This is a genomic window from Cellulomonas biazotea (assembly GCF_004306155.1).
GTDB lineage: Bacteria > Actinomycetota > Actinomycetes > Actinomycetales > Cellulomonadaceae > Cellulomonas > Cellulomonas biazotea.
The window spans coordinates 64,082-82,481 of the sequence record NZ_BIMR01000038.1 but is presented as its reverse complement, the minus strand read 5'-3'; the positions used below and the strand labels follow the sequence as shown (position 1 = coordinate 82,481).

The 18,400-nt window shown below is 71.0% G+C and carries 20 protein-coding genes and 1 pseudogene; 13 read left to right on the top strand and 8 right to left on the bottom strand.

Annotated elements, in window-relative coordinates:
- The first annotated feature begins 28 nt into the window (after nt 1-28).
- Nucleotides 29-493, top strand: a complete 465-nt coding sequence (locus tag CBZ_RS03860) for a DoxX family protein (RefSeq protein ID WP_130780273.1) — start codon at nt 29-31, stop codon at nt 491-493.
- Between the two features lie 14 nt (nt 494-507).
- On the opposite strand, the gene CBZ_RS03855 is transcribed toward CBZ_RS03860, so the two are convergent.
- Complete coding sequence (locus CBZ_RS03855) at nt 508-1,611, bottom strand: GTP-binding protein (protein WP_130780272.1); 1,104 nt, start codon at nt 1,609-1,611, stop codon at nt 508-510.
- Between the two features lie 100 nt (nt 1,612-1,711).
- On the opposite strand from CBZ_RS03855, the gene rpmB reads away from it, so the two are divergent.
- The 7 genes from rpmB to CBZ_RS21960 are packed head-to-tail and all read left to right on the top strand — an operon-like array spanning nt 1,712 to nt 3,185.
- Nucleotides 1,712-1,951, top strand: coding sequence for a 50S ribosomal protein L28 (gene rpmB, locus CBZ_RS03850; RefSeq protein ID WP_130780271.1), 240 nt, complete (start codon nt 1,712-1,714; stop codon nt 1,949-1,951).
- Entirely contained in the window at nt 1,948-2,118 is a 171-nt protein-coding gene (rpmG, locus tag CBZ_RS03845) for a 50S ribosomal protein L33 (RefSeq protein ID WP_130780270.1), read from the top strand. The genes rpmB and rpmG overlap by 4 nt, the downstream gene beginning before the upstream one ends.
- Before the next feature lies 1 nt (nt 2,119).
- Nucleotides 2,120-2,425 (top strand): 30S ribosomal protein S14, encoded by a 306-nt coding sequence (rpsN, locus tag CBZ_RS03840; RefSeq protein ID WP_130780269.1) that lies wholly within the window; start codon nt 2,120-2,122, stop codon nt 2,423-2,425.
- 37 nt (nt 2,426-2,462) lie between these two features.
- Nucleotides 2,463-2,744 carry a type B 50S ribosomal protein L31 gene (locus tag CBZ_RS03835; protein ID WP_130780268.1) on the top strand — a complete coding sequence of 94 codons (282 nt, stop codon included), beginning with the start codon at nt 2,463-2,465 and terminating at the stop codon, nt 2,742-2,744.
- Nucleotides 2,741-2,863, top strand: a complete 123-nt coding sequence (ykgO, locus tag CBZ_RS03830) for a type B 50S ribosomal protein L36 (protein WP_034625243.1) — start codon at nt 2,741-2,743, stop codon at nt 2,861-2,863. Before CBZ_RS03835 ends, ykgO begins: the two co-directional genes overlap by 4 nt.
- Nucleotides 2,863-3,033 (top strand): 50S ribosomal protein L32, encoded by a 171-nt coding sequence (rpmF, locus tag CBZ_RS03825; RefSeq protein WP_130780267.1) that lies wholly within the window; start codon nt 2,863-2,865, stop codon nt 3,031-3,033. The genes ykgO and rpmF overlap by 1 nt, the downstream gene beginning before the upstream one ends.
- A gap of 29 nt (nt 3,034-3,062) precedes the next feature.
- On the top strand, nt 3,063-3,185 hold the full coding sequence (locus CBZ_RS21960; protein ID WP_281274844.1) for a hypothetical protein: 123 nt from the start codon (nt 3,063-3,065) through the stop codon (nt 3,183-3,185).
- Nucleotides 3,186-3,203: 18 nt separating this feature from the next.
- Here the strand turns inward: CBZ_RS21960 and CBZ_RS03820 are convergent, their stop codons facing one another.
- From CBZ_RS03820 to CBZ_RS03805, 4 genes are all read right to left on the bottom strand, one after another.
- Nucleotides 3,204-4,718, bottom strand: coding sequence for an MATE family efflux transporter (locus CBZ_RS03820; RefSeq protein ID WP_130780266.1), 1,515 nt, complete (start codon nt 4,716-4,718; stop codon nt 3,204-3,206).
- Between the two features lie 260 nt (nt 4,719-4,978).
- Nucleotides 4,979-7,285, bottom strand: coding sequence for a transglutaminase domain-containing protein (locus CBZ_RS03815; RefSeq protein WP_130780265.1), 2,307 nt, complete (start codon nt 7,283-7,285; stop codon nt 4,979-4,981).
- Nucleotides 7,286-7,556: 271 nt separating this feature from the next.
- Nucleotides 7,557-7,895 (bottom strand): cupin domain-containing protein, encoded by a 339-nt coding sequence (locus CBZ_RS03810; protein WP_130780264.1) that lies wholly within the window; start codon nt 7,893-7,895, stop codon nt 7,557-7,559.
- Between the two features lie 17 nt (nt 7,896-7,912).
- Nucleotides 7,913-10,057 carry a DEAD/DEAH box helicase gene (locus CBZ_RS03805; RefSeq protein ID WP_130780263.1) on the bottom strand — a complete coding sequence of 715 codons (2,145 nt, stop codon included), beginning with the start codon at nt 10,055-10,057 and terminating at the stop codon, nt 7,913-7,915.
- A 561-nt stretch (nt 10,058-10,618) separates the two neighbouring features.
- Between CBZ_RS03805 and CBZ_RS03800 the strand changes: the two genes are divergently transcribed.
- The 3 genes from CBZ_RS03800 to CBZ_RS03790 all read left to right on the top strand — a co-directional run bounded on the left by CBZ_RS03800 (nt 10,619) and on the right by CBZ_RS03790 (nt 13,177).
- Nucleotides 10,619-11,056, top strand: coding sequence for a RelB antitoxin-like protein (locus CBZ_RS03800; protein ID WP_130780262.1), 438 nt, complete (start codon nt 10,619-10,621; stop codon nt 11,054-11,056).
- A 224-nt stretch (nt 11,057-11,280) separates the two neighbouring features.
- Nucleotides 11,281-11,484, top strand: coding sequence for a hypothetical protein (locus CBZ_RS21460; protein ID WP_218022702.1), 204 nt, complete (start codon nt 11,281-11,283; stop codon nt 11,482-11,484).
- Between the two features lie 571 nt (nt 11,485-12,055).
- Nucleotides 12,056-13,177, top strand: coding sequence for a PDDEXK family nuclease (locus CBZ_RS03790; protein WP_130780261.1), 1,122 nt, complete (start codon nt 12,056-12,058; stop codon nt 13,175-13,177).
- A 377-nt stretch (nt 13,178-13,554) separates the two neighbouring features.
- Here the strand turns inward: CBZ_RS03790 and CBZ_RS03785 are convergent, their stop codons facing one another.
- From CBZ_RS03785 to CBZ_RS03775, 3 genes are all read right to left on the bottom strand, one after another.
- Nucleotides 13,555-13,968: a hypothetical protein gene (locus CBZ_RS03785; protein ID WP_130780260.1), complete on the bottom strand. Its 414-nt coding sequence runs from the start codon at nt 13,966-13,968 to the stop codon at nt 13,555-13,557.
- Between the two features lies 1 nt (nt 13,969).
- The gene (locus CBZ_RS03780; protein WP_130780259.1) at nt 13,970-14,716 is read right to left on the bottom strand and encodes an HNH endonuclease; all 747 of its coding nucleotides are present in this window, start codon (nt 14,714-14,716) and stop codon (nt 13,970-13,972) included.
- Between the two features lie 270 nt (nt 14,717-14,986).
- Entirely contained in the window at nt 14,987-16,129 is a 1,143-nt protein-coding gene (locus CBZ_RS03775; protein WP_130780258.1) for a competence protein CoiA family protein, read from the bottom strand.
- A 535-nt stretch (nt 16,130-16,664) separates the two neighbouring features.
- Between CBZ_RS03775 and mobF the strand changes: the two genes are divergently transcribed.
- Together mobF and CBZ_RS21685 are read left to right on the top strand one after the other, a co-directional pair.
- Nucleotides 16,665-17,714 carry a MobF family relaxase gene (mobF, locus tag CBZ_RS21690; protein ID WP_246013022.1) on the top strand — a complete coding sequence of 350 codons (1,050 nt, stop codon included), beginning with the start codon at nt 16,665-16,667 and terminating at the stop codon, nt 17,712-17,714.
- Nucleotides 17,635-18,360, top strand: a pseudogene (locus CBZ_RS21685) (AAA family ATPase); the annotation flags it as partial. The gene mobF and the pseudogene CBZ_RS21685, both read left to right, overlap by 80 nt.
- Nucleotides 18,361-18,400 lie beyond the last annotated feature (40 nt).

Sequence of the window (18,400 nt, the reverse complement as noted above, 5' to 3'; positions counted from 1 at the left end):
ATCCCCCGCGGCCAGGGAGGATGTCGCCATGTCGAACCTCGCTCGCATCGCCCGCGCCGTCGGGCAGGTCGGCCTCGGCGCCGCGCTGCTCACCGCCGGCACGACCCACCTGACGACCGCGCGGGAGGAGTTCCAGGCCCAGGTGCCGTCGTGGTTCCCGGCCGACCCGGACGTCGTCGTGCTGGTGTCGGGCGTGGCGGAGATCGCGCTCGGCGCGGCGCTCGTCGGGACGTGGAAGCAGCCGGCGCGCGCGTGGGTCGGCGCCGCGGCGGCGGCGTTCTTCGTGGCGATCTTCCCCGGCAACATCGCGCAGTACGTCGAGGGGAAGGACGGGTTCGGCCTGGACACCGACACCAAGCGGGCCGTCCGGCTCGTGTTCCAGCCGGGGCTCGTCGCGTGGGCGCTCGCGGCGACGGACGCGCCCCGCACGCTCGTGCGCGGCCGCGGCCGCGGTGACGGCCCGTCGGGCGACGACCGGCCCACCCCGGCCTGAGCCGCACGGGCCGGTCACGCGCGCGAGCGCTCCCCCAGCCACGGCTCGAGCACGTCGGCGCGGCCGAGCCAGCCGGCGAGCCCTGCCCGGTGCTCGGCCTCGGTGACGAGGACGTCGGCGAACGCGTCGACGAGGTCGCCGGCCCAGTCGCCGACGCCGGTGAGCAGCAGGCGCGTGTCGGGCTCACGGCGTCCCCACGTGCCGGCCTCGCCCACGGAGAGCTGACCGCCGGCACCGTCCCAGACGCACACGGAGTCGGGGCGGCTGGGCACCCAGAACCGGCCACGGCCGCGAGCGGCGACGTCGCCGAGGCGTTCGACGTGCGCGACGAGCCGCTCGGGGTGCAGGGGGCGGCCGGAGTGCAGGTCGAGGGTCCAGACGCCGTGCGCGGTCGGCGCGCCCGCCACGGGTGCGGCGTGCAGGGGGTCGACGCGGCGGTCGGCGCGGCGGGCGTCGTGGACGTGCCGCAGGAGGTCGTGGGGGTCGACGCCGTGCAGGCCGTCGACGCGGCGGGCGTCGGCGGCGCGCAGGTGGTCGAGCAGGTCGGACGCGACGGGCTCGGCGGCCCGGTCGCCCGCGACGAGGACGGTGTCGACGTGCCCGACCTGCGCGGCGAGGGCCTCGCCGACGGAGCGCCGGTCGTCGACGGTGAGCGCGAGGCCGCGCTCGGCGAGCAGGTCGTCTCCGAGCAGGTCGTCCTCGAAGGTGTCGAGGTCGAGCGCGGCGGCGACGTTCGCGACGCGCAGGCCGCGCAGGGCTCCGCCGCGGCGGGCGGTCCACGACAGGGCGCGTGAGACGGGCAGCGACTCGGCGCCGACGGGCAGGGCGAGCACGACGGCGTCCCAGCGGGGGTCGTGGGCGAGGCGCTCGAGCTGTGGCACGGCGTCCTCGCGGACGGCGCAGGAGAGGCACGCGTGCTCGAGCGGGACCTCGGTGTCCTCGTGCACGCCGTGGCCGCTGACGACGACGCGGCGGATCCGGCCGCCGTCCTGGTCGTCGAGGATGTCGTGCCGCAGGACGACGAGGCGCGGGTGGTCGGTGACGAGACCGAAGACGGTGGTGTCGCGGACGACGGGGTCGACGGTGGCGAGGACGACGAGGGGCAGGGGTGCGGTCATGGCGACGGCTCTCTCATGCTCGGGCGGCTTCTCGGTCGGGGTGGACGGGTGCCACCGTACACGTTGACGGGAATGATTCTCACTATCTAGTGTCGCCGTCATGTCCGCTCACTGCCAGGTCCTCGGGACCTCCCCCGGGTTCGGCCATGCCGTGTCCCACTCGCATCGCCGAACGAAGCGCCGCTGGAACCCCAACATCCAGCAGCGCACGTACTACGTGCCGTCGCTGCGCCGCCGCGTGACCCTCACGGTCTCCGCGCGCGGCATCAAGACCATCGACAAGCAGGGCATCGACGTCGTCGTCGCCCGGATCCTCGCCCGCGGGGAGAAGCTGCGATGAGCACCAAGCGCGCCGACCTGCGACCCGTCATCAAGCTCCGGTCCACCGCCGGCACCGGGTTCACGTACGTCACCCGCAAGAACCGCCGCAACGACCCCGACCGGCTCGTGCTGCGCAAGTTCGACCCCGTCGTGCGCCGGCACGTCGACTTCCGCGAGGAGCGCTGACATGGCCAAGACCAGCAAGATCGCCCGCGACGCCCAGCGGCGGGAGGTCGTCGCCCGGTACGCCGAGCGGCGCGCCGCGCTCAAGAAGGCGTCCGTCGACCCGCACCGCACCGCGGCCGAGCGCGCCGAGGCCATGGCGGCGCTGCACGCGCTGCCGCGCGACGCCTCGCCCGTCCGGCTGCGCAACCGCGACGCCGTCGACGGCCGCCCACGCGCGCACCTGAGGAAGTTCGGGCTGTCCCGCACCCGGCTGCGCGAGCTCGCGCACCGCGGCGAGCTGCCCGGCGTCACGAAGTCCAGCTGGTGAGCGCATCACGCCGCACACCCGAGAGGAGCACCCCCGCATGAAGAAGGACCTCCACCCCGACTACCACCCGGTCGTCTTCCGCGACGCGTCTGCCGACTTCGCGTTCCTCACGCGCTCCACGGCGACGTCCGCGAAGACCGTCGCGTGGACCGACGGCCGGACCTACCCCGTGATCGACGTCGAGATCTCCTCGGCGAGCCACCCCTTCTACACCGGCACCGCGCGCGTCGTGGACACCGCGGGCCGCGTCGAGAAGTTCCGCCGCCGGTACGGCCGTACGGGCGCGACGACCGCCGCTGCCGACGAGGAGTCCCGATGAAGGTCCGCGCGTCGCTCGCGTCGCTCAAGAAGAAGGACGGGTCGATCGTCGTGCGCCGCCGCGGCAAGACCTACGTCATCAACAAGCGCAACCCGCGGTGGAAGGCGAGGCAGGGCTGATGGCCGTCCCGAAGCGGCGCCTGAGCCGCGCCCGGACCCGCGCCCGTCGCGCGCAGTGGAAGGCCGAGCCCGCGACCGTGGTCCCGGTCACCGTCGACGGCCGCACGGTCCACGTCCCGCGCCGCCTGGTGCGCGCCGTGCAGCGCGGCCTGCTCCGGTTCGACGCCTGACCCGGGTGCGGCTCGGCGAGGATGGGGGCGTGCACCGACCCACCCGGACGCTCGCCGCCCTCGCCGTCGTCGTCGGGCGGGCCGCCTGCTCCCCAGGCTCCGCCGCGCCCGACCGCGAGCCGGACGTGACCGCGGTGCAGGTCGTCGGCTGAGCGGCCCGCCGGCGCGATTCAGCAGCGCGCCGCGCCGCTCTCCGCCGGCTGAGCGAGCCCGTCCCGCACGTCGTCCGCCTCCGGCGACGGGTGCGGGGCAGGCAGCGCGTCGACGTCCGCGACGACCGCCTCCATGACGGCCGACCCCTCGGCGGGCCCCTCGAGGACGAGCGTCGTCGGGACGTCGCCGGCGCCGGTCACAGGCTGCCGGCCGAGCTGGCGGTGCGCGGCGAGGTACGCGGGCACGAGCAGGACGATCGCGCCGATCCACGCCAGCGGGTTGCCCCACACGACGCCGTCGTACCCGTAGGACGCCCCGAGGACGACCGCGGCGCCGACGCGGCAGACGAGCTCGATCACGCCGGTCATCGTCGGGACGACCGTCTGCCCGAGGCCCTGCAGCGCGCCGCGCAGGATGAACAGCGCGCCGAGCACGGTGTAGAGCGCGCCGTTGACGAGGAGCAGGTGCGCGGCCATGTCGACGACCTGCTGCTCGCCCGCACCGACGAACAGGGCGACGATCGGCCCGCCCGCGGCGACGAGCACGACGCCGAGCACCGCGGCACCCGCGACGGCGATCCAGACGCCCTGCACGACGCCGCGCCGGATCCGGTCGGGACGCCCGCCGCCGAGGTTCTGCGCGACGAACATCGACACGGCCAGCCCGAGCGAGGCGAGCAGGGCGACGGCGAGGCCGTCGACGCGCGCGGCGGTCGTGTAGGCGGCGACCGCGTCGGACCCGAGCTCGTTGAGGCGCACCTGCACGGCGAGCGTGCCGATCGCGATGATCGACGCCTGGAAGCCCATCGGGAGGCCGAGCCGCAGGTGCGTGCCGAGCTCCTCGCGGGTGACGTGCCAGTCCTCGCGGTGCACGTGCAGGACGGGCACGCGGCGACGGACGTAGTCGAGGCACAGCGCGACGGACACGCCCTGCGAGAGGACCGTCGAGAGCGCCGCGCCGCCGACGCCCCAGTCGAGCCAGCCGACGGCCGCGACGACGAGCACGATGTTGAGCACGCACGACACGGTGAGGAACACCAGGGGCGTGCGGGAGTCGCCGATGGCGCGGATGACGGCCGACAGGAAGTTGAAGAACATCATCGTGCTGCCGCCGAGGAAGCTGATGACGGCGAACGTCGTCGCCTGCGGCAGCAGCTCCTCGGGCGTCTGCAGCAGGCGCAGCGCGGGACCGGCGAGCAGCGGCGCGCCGACGGTGAGCAGCAGGCTCGTGGCGGCCGTCAGGACTGCGCCCGCGGCGACGGAGCGTCGCACGGCCCGGTGGTCGCCTGCGCCGAACGCCTGCGCGGTGGGGATCGCGAAGCCGTTCGTCAGGCCCCACGCGAACCCGAGCAGCAGGAACAGCAGCGAGCCCGTCGCACCGACGGCGGCGAGCGCGTCGACGCCCAGGACGCGGCCGACGACCATCGCGTCGGCGGCCTGGTAGAGCTGCTGGACGACGTTGCCGACGAGCAGCGGGACGGCGAAGAGGAGGATGACGCGCCAGGGGCGACCGGCGGTGAGGACCTTGGGCACAGCGATTCCCGGAGAGCTGGTGGGCGGGTTGGAGGACGTGCGCGGTGGTCGGGTCGTGCCGGTCGCGTCGTCCTTCGATCGTATCGATTCGAATCGGCGGGACGCGAGCCTTTTCCGCACGTGAGGTATGCGCTTGCCCACATCTCACCCGTTCCGGTGGCGCCACCTCCGGACACTTGTGGCGAACCACCCCTCCGGGTGCGGGCGTCAGGCGCTCACGCCCCCGCCGCTCGCAACGCCGGCCGGCCGCGGCCCGGGACTCAGCCTGTCGTGTAGGCCGCGAGCTGCGAGTCGACCAGCCAGTCCGTGTCGACCACGTGGTCGGCGTCGAGCTCGGCGTCCGTGACCAGCAGCCACCGGTCGGCGGACGCGCCGTCGTTCCACGTGACGTCGAGGTTGAGCCACGCGCCGTCGACCTTCGCACGGCTCCACTCGTGCCCGACCCCGTCGGCGCGCGAGCGCCCGGTGACGTTGACCGCCTCGATCCCCGCCTCCAGCGCGAGCGCCTGGAACGCGACCGAGTACGACACGCACACGCCCGCGCCGTCGAGCAGGACGCCCTCGGCCGACCACGCCCGCTCGAACCCGGCGGTGCTGTTCTGCGCCTCGACCTGCGCCCACGCGGTGTGGTGGTAGTCGGCGTTCGCGACGAGCCAGTCGTTGATCGCGCGGACCGTGTCGCGCTGCGACGGCTTCGTCCCGATGCGCGCCACGACGTCCTCGACCTGCACCTTCAGCGCAGCCTGGTCGGCCCGGTAGGTGTCCAGGTCGGTGAACGCGACCGGCTGCCCGTACAGGACGCGGGTCGACTGGCTGTAGGACACGTTCCACAGGCCCAGCAGGTACGGGTTCTGAGTGACGACCTCGCCGATGACGTCGTCGATGTCGACGCCCGTCCCGCTCACCCGGCTGCCGGGCTCGAAGAAGTCGGCGAGCGACACCTTGAAGTTGCCCGCGACGAAGTTCGTCGCGATGAACCGGCCCAGGTCGGTCGTCGCGAACACCGGGTACGGGACGTCGGGCAGGGTGCTCGACGTCTCGCCGCCGCCCACGAGGTCCGGGGTGACGTAGGAGTACAGGCTCATCCCGCCGGTGTTGGCGCGCAGCGCGAGCGAGCGCGCGTTGATCTCCGCCAGCGCCGCCTGCGCGGCCTCGACGCTCGCCGCCGTGAACGCCACGGTGTCGACGACGGTGGACCCGAGCACCGAGAACGTCGTCTCGTACCCGCCGAACCTCTCCGTCACCGACCCGACGGCGTACTCGACGCTGCCCACGGTCGTCGACCCGTCCGCCATCGTCACCGGCACCTGGTCCGGCAGGTCCGCGACGTCCCGCGTCCGCCCGACCATGACCTCCCGCAGCGCGTACCCGGCGACCTTCACGGGCAGACCCGCGCTGACGTCGCGCTGGTTGACGAGCGCGACCGCGCTCGGGACGTCGTCGGCCGTCATCGCGACCACGCCGTACAGGGCCGTCCGCGCGCTGTACGGACCACGGTCCGCGAAGTCCGGGTCGCGCGCCTCGTCCTCGGAGTTGCCGACGTAGGACACGAACGCGCTGTTGCGCCCCATCCACTCCTCCGTCGGGACGTCGGACGCCGCGATCTGCGTCCCGTCCGTCGTCGCGAGGACCTCCACCCGCGACGACGTCCCGTACTCCTGCTCGTGCGCGCCGTAGCCCAGGCTCACCAGGACGTACCGCGTCGCACCCTCGACCGCGTTCCACCGGAACACCCCGTCGCCGCCGTCGCGCGCCTCGTACGTCGCGACCGGCGAGTCGAGCTCCGCCTTCGGCGTGAACAGGCTGACCACCGGCTCGGGCAGCACCTCACCCGTCGCGAGGTCCTTCTTGACCGCCAGGTAGTACCGGTCGAACAGCCCCCACTCGCCGTTCTGGTTGATCTGCAGCTCGTAGCCGTCGCCGTCCTCGGCGATCTTGCCGATCGAGAACGACGACGGGCTGACGCTGAGCTGCCCCCGGAACTCGTACGACGACACGTCCGGCGCCGGCATCGTCAGCTGCGGGTCCAGGTACACCTCGACGATCTCGCCCAGGTCGTCGTCCTCCCCGACCGGGAAGCCCACGTCGAACAGGAACTCCTGGTCGCGGTCCACCCCGACGAACACGTTCGCGAACTCGCGGTCCTCCGCGCCCGGGCCCGCCTTCGAGGCGTCGATCCGCACCGCACCGACGTGCAGCAGCTCGCCCATGAGGCTCGCGCCGCTCATCGCGACGGCCACGACGACGACCGCCGCGACCGCGGCCCCGATCCCGCCGAACACCCACGCGAGGGTCCGCTTCCGCGACTTCTTCGGCGCCTGCTGCTGCGCGGGCGGGACGTGGTGCGGGGCGGCGCCCTGGGTCGGGGCGACGTGCGGCTCGTCGAGACCCTTGCGGATCTCCGCGACCATCTCCTGCGCCGTCCACCCGTGCGCCGCCGCCGAGCGCAGCCACGAGTCCTGCACGTCCGCGGGCCAGCCCATCTGCGCGGCCCACCGCCGGAACCCGTCGACCGCCTCGTCGCTCCACCCATACCCCAACGCGATCGGCCGCTCGTCCCCAGTCACGGGGAACGATTGTCCCGGACCCCGCCTGGGCCTCTGACCAGCACCGCGACGCCGAGACCTCGGTCACCCCGACTCGCCGACACCACCACCCGTTCGGCCCAGCGAGACCCGTGGGCCGCACCGACGCGGGCACCGCGAGACGTGGTCGAGCTTGCTACGCCCGGCAGGTCGGAATGAGAGCAGAGCAAACTCCTCGCGGCGCCTCTCAGGCCTGCCCCGTCATGCTCGGCCCGGACGGCGCCGGACCTGATGCCGTGGGCGGTCGTCGGGTCTAGGCCAGCGGCGTGAGCACGGCCTCGACACCCGACGGCAGCAGGAACCACCCGAGGAACTCCACGCCCTCGTCGGTCGCGTCGAACGCCTCGATCCGCTCGTCGCCCGGCTCGTGGAAGACGTCCCCGACGCCGAGCCGCACGCGCGGGCCGTCCCCGACCTGGAAGTCGACGGACCCGGACACGACGACCCCGAACACCGGGCCGTTGTGCACGTGCGGCCCCGCGACGAGCCCGGGCGCCAGGGTGATGCGCCGGACCTCGACGTGCCCGGTACGGAACTCTGCGGGGAGCTCGTGGTCGGCGAGGACGACGCGCGTGACGGGAGACTCGGTCATGACCCCATCGTCGCAGGTCAGACGATGCCGTCCCCGGCGAGCGCGTCGGTGAGCAGCGCGACGAGGGTCTCGAGCTGGACGTCGGTCGACGACGGCAGGTCCTCCTCCGCGGCACCGTCCAGCGCCCGGGCGGCGAGGCCCGACTTGCTGTCGATGAGCTCGGCGATCTTGGCGTCGATGGTCTGCGCGGCGATGATCCGCCACGCGGTGACGGGCTCGCTCTGGCCGATGCGGTGGATCCTGTCGATGGCCTGGGTCTGCTCGGCGTCGGTCCAGGAGAGCTCGGCGAGCACCAGGTTGGACGCGACCTGCAGGTTCAGCCCGACGCCGGCGGCCAGGAGCGAGCAGACGGCGATCGACACCTCGGGGTCGTCGACGAACGCCTTGACGTTCTTGTCGCGCACCCGGGTCGTCTGGTCGCCGCGGATCGAGGCGTACCGGATGCCACGCTCGGCGAACGTCTGCTCGGCCTGGTCCATCACGTCGACGTGCTTCGCGAAGAACACGACCTTGCCGACGTTGCGCGCGAGCTGCGCGGCGTAGTCGGCGGCCAGCCCGGCCTTCGCCTGGCCGATGCGCCGGACCATCGTGAAGACGTTCTCGCCGCCCGCCTTGGAGCTCGAGTCCTTGAGCTCCGCCTGCGCGACCCGGCGCGCGAGGTCGTGGTCGATCTCCCCGACGGCACTGTCGCCGCGGGCCTCGAGCGCCGCCCGGTACCGCCCGACGAGCCGCTCGGCGAGCGCCGCCTCCGCGGCACGGATCGACCGGCCGATCGCACCGTCGAGCTCGACGGGCAGGTCCGCGACCCGGCGGGCGGGGATGTCGGCGACGACGTCGACCTTGCGCCGGCGCACGATCCCCATGTCGATCACGCTGGCCCGCGCGGACGCCGAGAACCCCGGGTCGGCGGGCGTCAGCCCGGTCTCCTCCAGGGACGAGAGCAGCGTGCCGAGCGGCTTCGTGTCGTCGATCCAGCCGAGGTACTGCCAGATCGCCCGGAAGTCCTCGATGTCGTTGATCAGCGGGGTTCCGGTGAGCGCCATGAGCAGCGGCCGGGACGTGCGCGTGCGGATCCGCTCCGACAGCGCCAGCACGTGCTGCGAGCGCTGCGACGACTTGTTCTTGATGAAGTGCGCCTCGTCGACGACCATCCCGCGGAAGCCCAGGTCACCGAGCCACCCGACGTGCCGGTCCAGCAGCTCGTAGTTGACGATGACGACGTCCGCGAACCCGTCGACCTGCTCCCCGTCGCCGTGCACGACGGTCGCGCGACGCTGCGGCGTCCACATCCCGACCTCGTGCGCCCAGTTCGTCTTGACGACGTTCGGCACGACGACCAGCAGCGGGTACGCGTCGGCCACCTGCGCGGCGAGCAGCGCCTGCGCCGTCTTGCCGAGCCCGGGCTCGTCGGCGAGCAGGAACGTGCGGTGCCCGCGCGCCGCCGCCGCGACGACTCGCGCCTGGTGCCGCATGAGCTCCCGTCCCAACGGCGCCGACGCCGTCCGGACGTCGGGCAGCGCCATGCATGCCGGCGCACCCGTCGCCGCGACCTCGAACGACCGGAACAGCGGCTCGAGCAGCTCCCACCCGGCCAGCCGACCCGCCCGCGCCGACGCACGCGCCGCCGCAGCCTCGTAGTCCGGCGCCAGGAACGGGTTCGCCATCTGCCGCGAGATGACCGATCGCGGCACGACCTGGTTCTTCGCCGGCGGCGGCGTGGTCGGCGGCGCGGGCTCGGGCTCCTCGGGCGGCTCCAGACCGCCCTTGCGCATGATCGTCGCCTTGTACGCCCGCGCCGCGTCCGACACCCGGGCGTCCTCCGCGAGCAGCGTCAGCAGGGACGTGTCCCGCGCCGCGATCCTCGCGAGCAGCGTCGCGACCCCGTCGAGCCGCTTGAGCTCCTCGGTCCGCTTCGCCGCGCTCAGGCCGGTGTCAGCCATCACGCGGGCCCGCTCCTCGCGGACCAGCAGCGCCACGACCTGGAACTTCGTGCGCACGGCCGCGGTCGACGGCGGGCGCCGGACGGCGTCGTCGACGTCGCGCGCGACCGCAGCGAGCACCGGGATGATCCCCTGCTCCGAGGGCCGCCCGGTGCGGCGGCGCTGACCGCCCGTGTCCGGACGCGCGCGACCGGACCGGCCCTGGCCGCCTGCTCGTGCCACTTCTCCTCCTTCGAGCACTACCACCGTCGCCGCACGCCACGACGCCACGCCCGGGCCGCCCGTCAACCGGACGGACGTCGGCCGCCGCTTCCCCGGGCCGCTTCGGCGGGCCGGGTCACGGCGCTCGGACGCTGCGCCAGCCCGCGCACGGAGCTGGCGGCGGGGCGCGCCGACTCGGCAGCGCCACGTCATGCCCGTGGCTCGCACGGCCGGCCGTCGCCGATCATCCTCTGATCCACGGGTCCTGGCCGTCGACACGCGAGGGCAGTCGCCACTGTACGTCGCCGGTGGCGCGCCATGGGTCGCGTCGGTGATCTGTCGACCGAGAACGGAGAGCACGGACGCCCCCGACCAAGCCGCCGTCCGCCTGATCATCAGCGCGGGCCCGTGCTGACGAGAGCGTCATCAGTAGCCGTGTGGGTGAATCGTGGCTCGCGTCGCCAAGCCGCAGAGCCTCAGGGTGGCGTTCCAGATGGAACGCGCGTACGTTACGGAACGCTGTAGAGGACGTACAGAGCGTACATCGTCGCTATCGCACACCATCCAACCACTGGAGCCGTCGTGTCCGTGCTGGAACTGCCCGCCACCGAAGCGCGCGCACGATTCAAGGACGTCCTGGACGCCGCCGAGGGAGGTCGTGCCACATCGATCGTTCGCGACCGGGTGCACTTCGCCCTCGTTGACGGCGAGCGACTCCGGTCTGCCCTCGTGCAACTTGTCGAAGCAGACGCGCGTCTCGTCGCAGAGGCTGGCGGTTGGTCGGCGTTCCTCGTCGGACGGCCGATCTCCGGATCTGGCAACACGGTCGAAGAGGCGCTCGACGACCTGATCGTCGCCGTGCGCGAGTACGCCGAGGACTTCAACGACCATCTCTCGACCGTCCCCAACCACGCGGCCAACTGGCAGTTTGTCCAGCTGGTCGCGCTGTCCGACGACGATCATCTCCGCGAGTGGCTCGTGGCAGACGCGTCGCGCCAGATCGACACTCCCGTTCGGTGAGCGCCGGCCGGCGAATCGGCGCGCGCGACGACCATGAGCGGTTCTGCGAGGTCGAGCGTTGGGAGCCAGCCCGTACCGCTCGTGGAAAGCGCACCGGCCACCACGCGACATACGAGCTCGCCCTGCCAGACGGTCGAGTACTACGCACCCGGATCTCACGCCCCGTCGACGCCACGACTTACGGCGTGAGCCTCTGGGACCACATCCTTCGAGACCAGCTGGAGGTGACCGAAGACGAGTTCTGGACGTGCGTGAAGGACCGGCGACCCCCGGATCGTTCGCCCGCGCCGACCGCACCCGCGAACGCTCTGCCACTCGGACTCGTCCTGACCCTCAAGCGGGAGCTCGGGTTGAGCGAGGGCGAGCTCCAGACCATCACCAAGGACGACGCTGTCGCTCGCCTCAACGAGCACTGGGCGCAGGGGTAACCCGTGCGCGAAGCCCAGCGACGCTCACCACGGACTGGAAGCGTGCGCTTCACAGCGCCACAGTGCCAAGGCCGCAAGGCGGGCACGCCAAATGGTCGCGAAGGGTGACCCCGGCGTTCGTCGGCGAGCGCGCCTGAGTGAGCGGCTCCGACCCGCAACAACACTGTGCGCCTGGGCAGATTCGAACTGCCGACACCCGCTTTAGGAGTTCGATCTTGGTCTGTGGATAACGCGCTGACCTGCGGGAATACATGCGGGTAGTTCGTTGTAAGACCCCGTTCCGCGGTGCTCGCTGACCACACGCTGACCACGCGGGGGGCAACGTCCCATCGAGCGCGTGGATGCTCGATCGCCATACCGGAACGTCGCCGCGTCCCGATGGCATCGCGCCAATCGCTCGCTATCCAGTGCGTCACCATGCCTAGCCGTCCGGCGTGGCGCCCTCGGGCCAATCCCAGGGGCGGCATGATCGACACTCGATGAGGACTGCAGCGTCGCTTCGCTGCCGGGCAACGACATCGGAAGGCCAGCCGCGGGCGAGAGCATGCTCCATGAGTGATCGGACGGACACATGAGGCTTGACTCGCTGCGGGGGTACCTTCTGGAGGAAGCCCTGGCCTTCCTCCTCCGCGCCTCCGGATACGAGCTCCTCACGAGAGCTGAAGACGACCCGGTTGAACTAGTCGCGAAGGCCAACGGTCTGAACGTGCGCGGCCGCGGCGCGGACCATCAGGCCGACGTACTCGGACAGCTCGCCTGGACACCCGCGTTTTCCAGACCGCTGCGATTATTCGTCGAGGCCAAGTACCGGCGCAACCCGATCGGCGTCGAAGAAATGCGACAAGCTGTCGGCATCCTGCAGGACCTGAACAGTCGGTATTCGCGGCGAGACTCAGGAGGGCCCCTCGTCCGCCGCTACTCGTACCGCTACGCGATATTCTCGACTTCCGGCTTCAGCCGGCCCGCTGCCGACTACGCTCTCGCGCACGAACTGTCGATTGTCGACCTTCGAGTCGGCGCATTTCACCCGATGGTCGAGGCGATCCGCCTGTTGGCCTCCGACGTGAACTCTGCCATGCCGGACGGCCGTCGGCCTGGCATTGTTTCGAGCGTGGCTCTCCGGGCGACCCTCCGGACGCTCCTCGGCACGAATACCGTCGAGCTCGAGCCAGATTGGCCCGAGCGATGGGATTCGCCTAGCACCCAGGAAGGCTTGGCAGTTCAGACCCTGCTCCGCATACCTGAGCAATCGCGGGGGAACCTGGCCGAGGACGACATCCTCCCACTTGTCCAAGCGTGCACACCTCTGGCCCATTGGATCGCACACGAACAGCCGATCGTGGTCGGAGCTCCGGAAGCGCCCTTCTTCCTCGCGATGCGGCCTGATTCCTGGACGGACTTCGTCGCATACGTCCGTCAGCACGGCGACCACGGCGTACACGCCGAAGCGCACATCCAAGGCGATCGCGTCCTGGTGAGCCTTCGCCCGCAGGAGGGCCCGGGCGCTTACGCTTTGAGGTTCTCGTTGCCGTATGAGGTGGAGCAGTACATCCTAGGTGGCGACAACACATCCCGGAGGCTTCGAGAGCTGAAGCGTGCGGCTCTCGCTCACGTCACAGCAAGCGTCCGAGACAGAGGTCAGGACCGTCTGGTCCGTCTGTACTACGTCCCAAGACCGGAGACGTCGTGGTGACCACGGCGTCCTCGTGGGCGTAGCGCGGCTCACTGACGCAAACCGCCGAAATGCATGGATCAGGGGCGGATTCGGGCCCCCGAGACGGGCAGGGATCCTGGCCGCACGGCTCAAGCACCCTTGCAGACTCTCTTGACGCGAAGCTCGACTCCGCCTCCTCGTCAGCGTTCAGGAGCACCACGTCAGCGCGGACACGGAGCCGAACGTGCACCAGGTTCGCCAAAGCTGCTCGGGCCGCTAGCGCCTCGGAAACGAGCCCTTTCGGATAGACCAGCAGCAGGTCGACATCGTCGACGCTCGGTTCACCTATCCCAGTCCGACACCGCATCGATCCTTGGCAACGCGAGGAACTGCCGAAGACTAGAACGGCCCATGAATCAGGAACTGTTACGTTGGCGCAGTCTCTCACGCTCGCGAGGAGGCAGGTATTCGAGGAAGGCTGCACCATCATGATAGACCGCACCTAGGAGCTCTGTTGCCTTGAAGAGGCCCACTCCGCGCTCCTTGGCAGACTCCTTTGCTTCAGCGGAGTAGTGGTTGTAGTCCATTGTCGACACGATGCAGGTCGTCTCCGGAGCAAGCGCAAGGATCTCGTCGACGTCAGCCACGCCCAACTCATACTGATTTGTGATGTAGGCGTGGATGGTGGACTTACCATCGCGCAAGACCGTCATCCTGAAATCGTCGGCGAACTCGACCGAGTCAACAACGGGGCGCTCCATCAAGCGCTTCTCTAGGTACGCCCTGTGCTCGGGCCGGGGTCGCTTTTCATAGTAGCCTTGTTCCGCCATCTCACGCTCCTGGAAGTAGGATCTCGTTCATTTCGGCTGGGAACCGCGGTGCAAATTTGTTGACGACTCCTCCAAGATGTCGCTCTTCGAGGCCGCGCGCGTGGAGTCGGAAGGCAGCCACAACTCGGCGCTCGGATGGCTCGAGGAGATCGGTATTGGCATCGAGCAGGCGCAACAGGCGCGAGTTGTTTGGTATCACCTGCCGAACTACCTCCCGCTGCCATGCCAGAGGTGCGTCTGGCTGGAGGGTCCGCGCGGCGTCTGACTCGGGTCCGTAGGTTTCCCAGACCGCTCGGTTCTCAAGCAGGAGAGTCTCAACTTCCCGGCGCAAAGAATCGCGATCGTCGAAGCGTCTCACACCCCAAATGGCAGCGACTCTTGATTCGTGCTCGCTCTTCCACGCTTCGAGGGTCGCGACAGCGAAGCGGTCGGGCGCCCTGTCCACTACGACGTGGCAAGTCGGGCACAGAAGGAGCAGGTTCGCCGGCGAAACGAGTTCCTGATGCGTCGCCGCCGGATCGGCACGCGGCCCCGTCGGGCTAGCCGCGATGATGTGGGCTACCTGAGCGAGCTTGACCGCGCTCCCGTCTTCAAACTCGTGCCACAGGAAGCCCGTTGGGCAGTCCGGCTTGTAGCAGAAGCCCGCTCCGGCGGCCACGAGCCGGACGACAGTGTCTCTCGGAATGCCCCGCCCCCTCCGCCGCGAGCGCGCGGCATCGCACTCGAGGGTGATCAGGTCCTTGGACATGGACGAACCTTCTCACCGTATGGCGGCCGGTGAGGCCCGGACGAGCAGCGAGATGCAAGAGGAGTCGCCGCCCGTCATCGGCTCTCGGCAGGTAGCCAAGTAGTGAGCACCCGGTCGGGCCGCGACCGCTTCTCTCGACGCGTCCTCGGGCGCCGCAGTAGCACTCAAGGTCCGTGGCTGTGCCGACGTTGTCGTCTCGGCGGCGCTCCGTGGCGTGGACGATGAGGAGGTCTGCCCTGCGTCGCCCTCACCGAAAACGGCGGTGCGGAGTCATCTAATGCCGTCCTCGTCGGTACGCGACGACGGCGGCGCAGGAGATGGCAAGCTCCGGCACGGCGTCGCTCCTTCGGGCGGTCGGCACCAGTGCGGGACTTCGACAGCGCTCGCGCCTCGACTAACCAGTACCTCCGGCTGGTCTGGGTTGTAGGCGGCCTCGACCCAGACCTGGGAGAGGTAGTGGTCGCCCTGCACCCGGCCGCACTGCCAGCAGGAGAACGCCATGTATGTTTTGCCCGCCTCCTCCGAGGCCCGCGATGACAGACCGGCCATCGCAGGCCAGCGGAGGTCCTTGATGCGAGCGGCGACCGCCGCGCGGATGTCTTGCGCCTGCTCCCGCTTGGTTTCGGCATGGGCATGCTCGACCAGCCGCACGGCGTCTGCGTCGGCCCACCGCCCACACGCACCGACGGTGTGTTCGCCGACGACTCGCCAGAGGGATATCCGGGCGCTGCAGCTCCAGCACGCTCGCCGAGCCAGAACCACGCGAAGCACCCGTTCCCCACTGATCTGCGCCCGCAGGACGATCCTTCCTGACAGGAGGTCCGTCACCGCCTCTTCGAGCGAGCACATGCGATCGAGAAGGACGCTGAACTGCTGCCCCTCGGTCTCCACGAGCCGCGCCTGCGGCGCGCGCGGGTCCGGCACCGCAAGCGGGTCTGGCTCCCAATCTCCGCGCGGCGGGAGTGGATAACGGGTGAGCCACAACACGCGGCATCCGTCAGCCGTCCGCCTGAGGCTTCGCGTTCGGTAGTCGGTGTCCTCTTCGCGTGCGAGTTGCACCTCGAAGTTCAGTCGAACACCCGTGGGAGAGGTGGTCAGGACGTCTGCTTGGTAACCGGGGCCGGGAACCTCCGGCTCGGCCTGCCAGCCGGCAGCCCGCGCCGCGGCGATGATCAGCGCCTTCGCCTGCATGTGTGCGGCCGACTCGTCGCCGTGCGCGCCGCAACCACCCGCCCCCGGCGCATGCGCGAAGTGCCGCAAGCCTCGACGGGACGTGCGGAGGTAGGCGGCTGAGGCGCAGGCAGGGAATCGGAGAGCGCCGCCGCGGGATCTCAACCGCAGCGCATCCCAGGCGTCATCGTCCAGATCGATCGACACCACTCGTGCGCCATCGACTTCGGCCACCAGCGGCATCCGAAGGCTCCCTCCCACGAAGAGGGTACGAAGAGGGCAGCGCTGTTGACAGGCCCGCTCCCCCGGACGGCCTAGACCAGGAGACCTCGAGCGGCCTTTCGACCCTCGTGGATGTCTCGCTCGGCTCGGTGTACGACGCGACGGCTGAGCCCCGACATGGCGGAGCGCTGACTTTGGTCAGATCTCCCGTGAAGCCTCACGTTGGTAATGCCGCTGGCACACCTCTTCCTGAACGCCGTCGCGGCGGCAGGTGCGCATCTTCTCCCCCGGTGCCGCACACCTGCAGGTAGCGACGGAGTCGCGAGGGAGGTGGTGCCGGTGATGTCGATGCACAAGCTGACGGCTGGGGACGGCTACGCCTACCTGACCCGGCACGTCGCCGCGGGCGACGCTGGCCTCGACGCCGGGGCGTCGCTCACCGCGTACTACGAGCGGACCGGCAGCCCGGCCGGGCGCTGGTACGGCGAGGGACTCGCCTGGCCTCGGCGACGCCGCGCGGCGCCTCCGAGCGGGCGACGTCGTCACCGAGGCGGCGATGACGGCCGTGTTCCGTGATGGCATCGACCCACTGACCGATGACGCGCTAGGGCGGCCCTATAGCCGGTTCGATGACGGGAAGCGTCACGCAGTGGTGGGGTTCGACCTGACGTTCACGGCGCCGAAGTCAGTCTCGGTGCTGTGGGCGCTGGCCGATGACGCGACACGCGTCATCGTCTATGACGCGCACCGGGCGGCGCTGGCGTCCTCGCTGGAGTTCGTCGAGCACCGCGTCATCCGCACGCGCATCGGCGAGGCAGGGCGTCATCAGGTCCGCACCCGCGGCATGGTCGCCGCGGCGTTCGACCACTGGGACACCCGAGCCGGTGACCCGAACCTGCACACCCACGTCGTCATCGCGAACAAGGTCCAGGGCCTCGACGGTGCGTGGCGCAGCCTGGACGGCCGGACGGTGCACGCGGCGGTCGTCACCGTGTCCGAGCTCTATGACGCGCTGCTGGCGGACGAGCTGGCTCGCCGCCTGCCGGTCGAGTGGTCGATGCGCGACCGCGGCCCCCGCCGCAACCCCGCGTTCGAGGTCGACAGGATCGGCGACGACCTGCTCGCACACTTTTCGACCCGCGCAGAGGCGATCCACTGCGCCGAGCAGGAGTGGCTCGCCCGGTTCGAGGCCGCCCACGGCCGGGCACCTACGCGGGTGGAAGCCACCCGAGCGCGCCAGCACCTGACCCGGGCGACGCGGCCGCCGAAGACGGTTCGGCCACTTGCGGACCTCCTGGCGGACTGGACGAATCGCGCCCGCGCGCTCACCGGGCTCGAGCCGCACGACCTGGCCGAGCGGGCCCTGGCCAGGCGCCTACGGGCGGGCGTTGCACGCGCACGACGTCGGCCCGGAGGTGCGCGCGGCGATGGTCGCCCAGGTGCTCGACGACGTGTCGACGCGGCGGTCGGTGTGGACGACGTGGAACCTCGGCGCCGCCGCCGTCCGCTCCTCCAAGCTGCTGCGGATGGCGTCGCCCGAGGAGCGGCGTGCCCTGCTCAGCGCCATCACCTCCGAGGCCACAGCGGCGTGCGTGCAACTGGATGACAACCGCGACCCGGCCACCCGGAGGGTCGGCGAGTCGCTGTACACCTCGACCGAATTGCTTGTTGCAGAGAAGGTGCTCATCGACGCCGCCGAGGCCGACGGCTTCCCGCATCGGGCGCGCGCCATGCTCGGACAGCCGGCACTGCGCACCGAGCAGCACCTCGGCGCCCTTGCAGCCGACCAACGCGCGGCCGCCGAAGCCGTCGTCACCTCCGGTCGACTCCTCGACGTGCTGGTCGGCCCGGCAGGCTCCGGAAAGACGTCAACCCTGGCCGCGCTCACGACGTTCTGGGGCCGCGGTATCGGACCCGTCGTCGGCCTGGCGCCGTCGGCCACCGCAGCTCGGGCGCTCGCCGAGTCGCTGGGGATCCCGTGCGAGACGACGGCCAAGTGGCTGCACGAGTCCACGGGCGACGGCGGCACGGCCCGCGCACTCCGGTACGCCGACGCCATCGCCCGCGAGGCGGCGGGCGACTTCCGCGAGATGCGCGCGGCGCGGGAGGAGCAGTGGCGGGTGCGCGCCGAGCAGGACAAGTGGCGGTTCTCCCCCGGGCAGCTCGTCATCGTCGACGAAGCATCCCTTGCCGACACCCGCACGCTGGCGGCGATCGTCGAGCAGGCGCGAGCCGCGACCGCCAAAGTGCTGCTCGTCGGCGATCACTTGCAGCGCGGGTCCGTCGACGCCC

Coding starts and splice junctions, on each gene's coding strand:
- CBZ_RS03860 (WP_130780273.1), top strand. CDS start 29: ATGTCGAACCTCGCTCGCATCGCCCGCGCCGTCGGGCAGGTCGGCCTC.
- CBZ_RS03855 (WP_130780272.1), bottom strand. CDS start 1,611: ATGACCGCACCCCTGCCCCTCGTCGTCCTCGCCACCGTCGACCCCGTC.
- rpmB (WP_130780271.1), top strand. CDS start 1,712: ATGTCCGCTCACTGCCAGGTCCTCGGGACCTCCCCCGGGTTCGGCCAT.
- rpmG (WP_130780270.1), top strand. CDS start 1,948: ATGAGCACCAAGCGCGCCGACCTGCGACCCGTCATCAAGCTCCGGTCC.
- rpsN (WP_130780269.1), top strand. CDS start 2,120: ATGGCCAAGACCAGCAAGATCGCCCGCGACGCCCAGCGGCGGGAGGTC.
- CBZ_RS03835 (WP_130780268.1), top strand. CDS start 2,463: ATGAAGAAGGACCTCCACCCCGACTACCACCCGGTCGTCTTCCGCGAC.
- ykgO (WP_034625243.1), top strand. CDS start 2,741: ATGAAGGTCCGCGCGTCGCTCGCGTCGCTCAAGAAGAAGGACGGGTCG.
- rpmF (WP_130780267.1), top strand. CDS start 2,863: ATGGCCGTCCCGAAGCGGCGCCTGAGCCGCGCCCGGACCCGCGCCCGT.
- CBZ_RS03810 (WP_130780264.1), bottom strand. CDS start 7,895: ATGACCGAGTCTCCCGTCACGCGCGTCGTCCTCGCCGACCACGAGCTC.
- CBZ_RS03790 (WP_130780261.1), top strand. CDS start 12,056: ATGAGGCTTGACTCGCTGCGGGGGTACCTTCTGGAGGAAGCCCTGGCC.
- CBZ_RS03785 (WP_130780260.1), bottom strand. CDS start 13,968: ATGGCGGAACAAGGCTACTATGAAAAGCGACCCCGGCCCGAGCACAGG.
- CBZ_RS03780 (WP_130780259.1), bottom strand. CDS start 14,716: ATGTCCAAGGACCTGATCACCCTCGAGTGCGATGCCGCGCGCTCGCGG.
- CBZ_RS03775 (WP_130780258.1), bottom strand. CDS start 16,129: ATGCCGCTGGTGGCCGAAGTCGATGGCGCACGAGTGGTGTCGATCGAT.
- mobF (WP_246013022.1), top strand. CDS start 16,665: ATGACGGCCGTGTTCCGTGATGGCATCGACCCACTGACCGATGACGCG.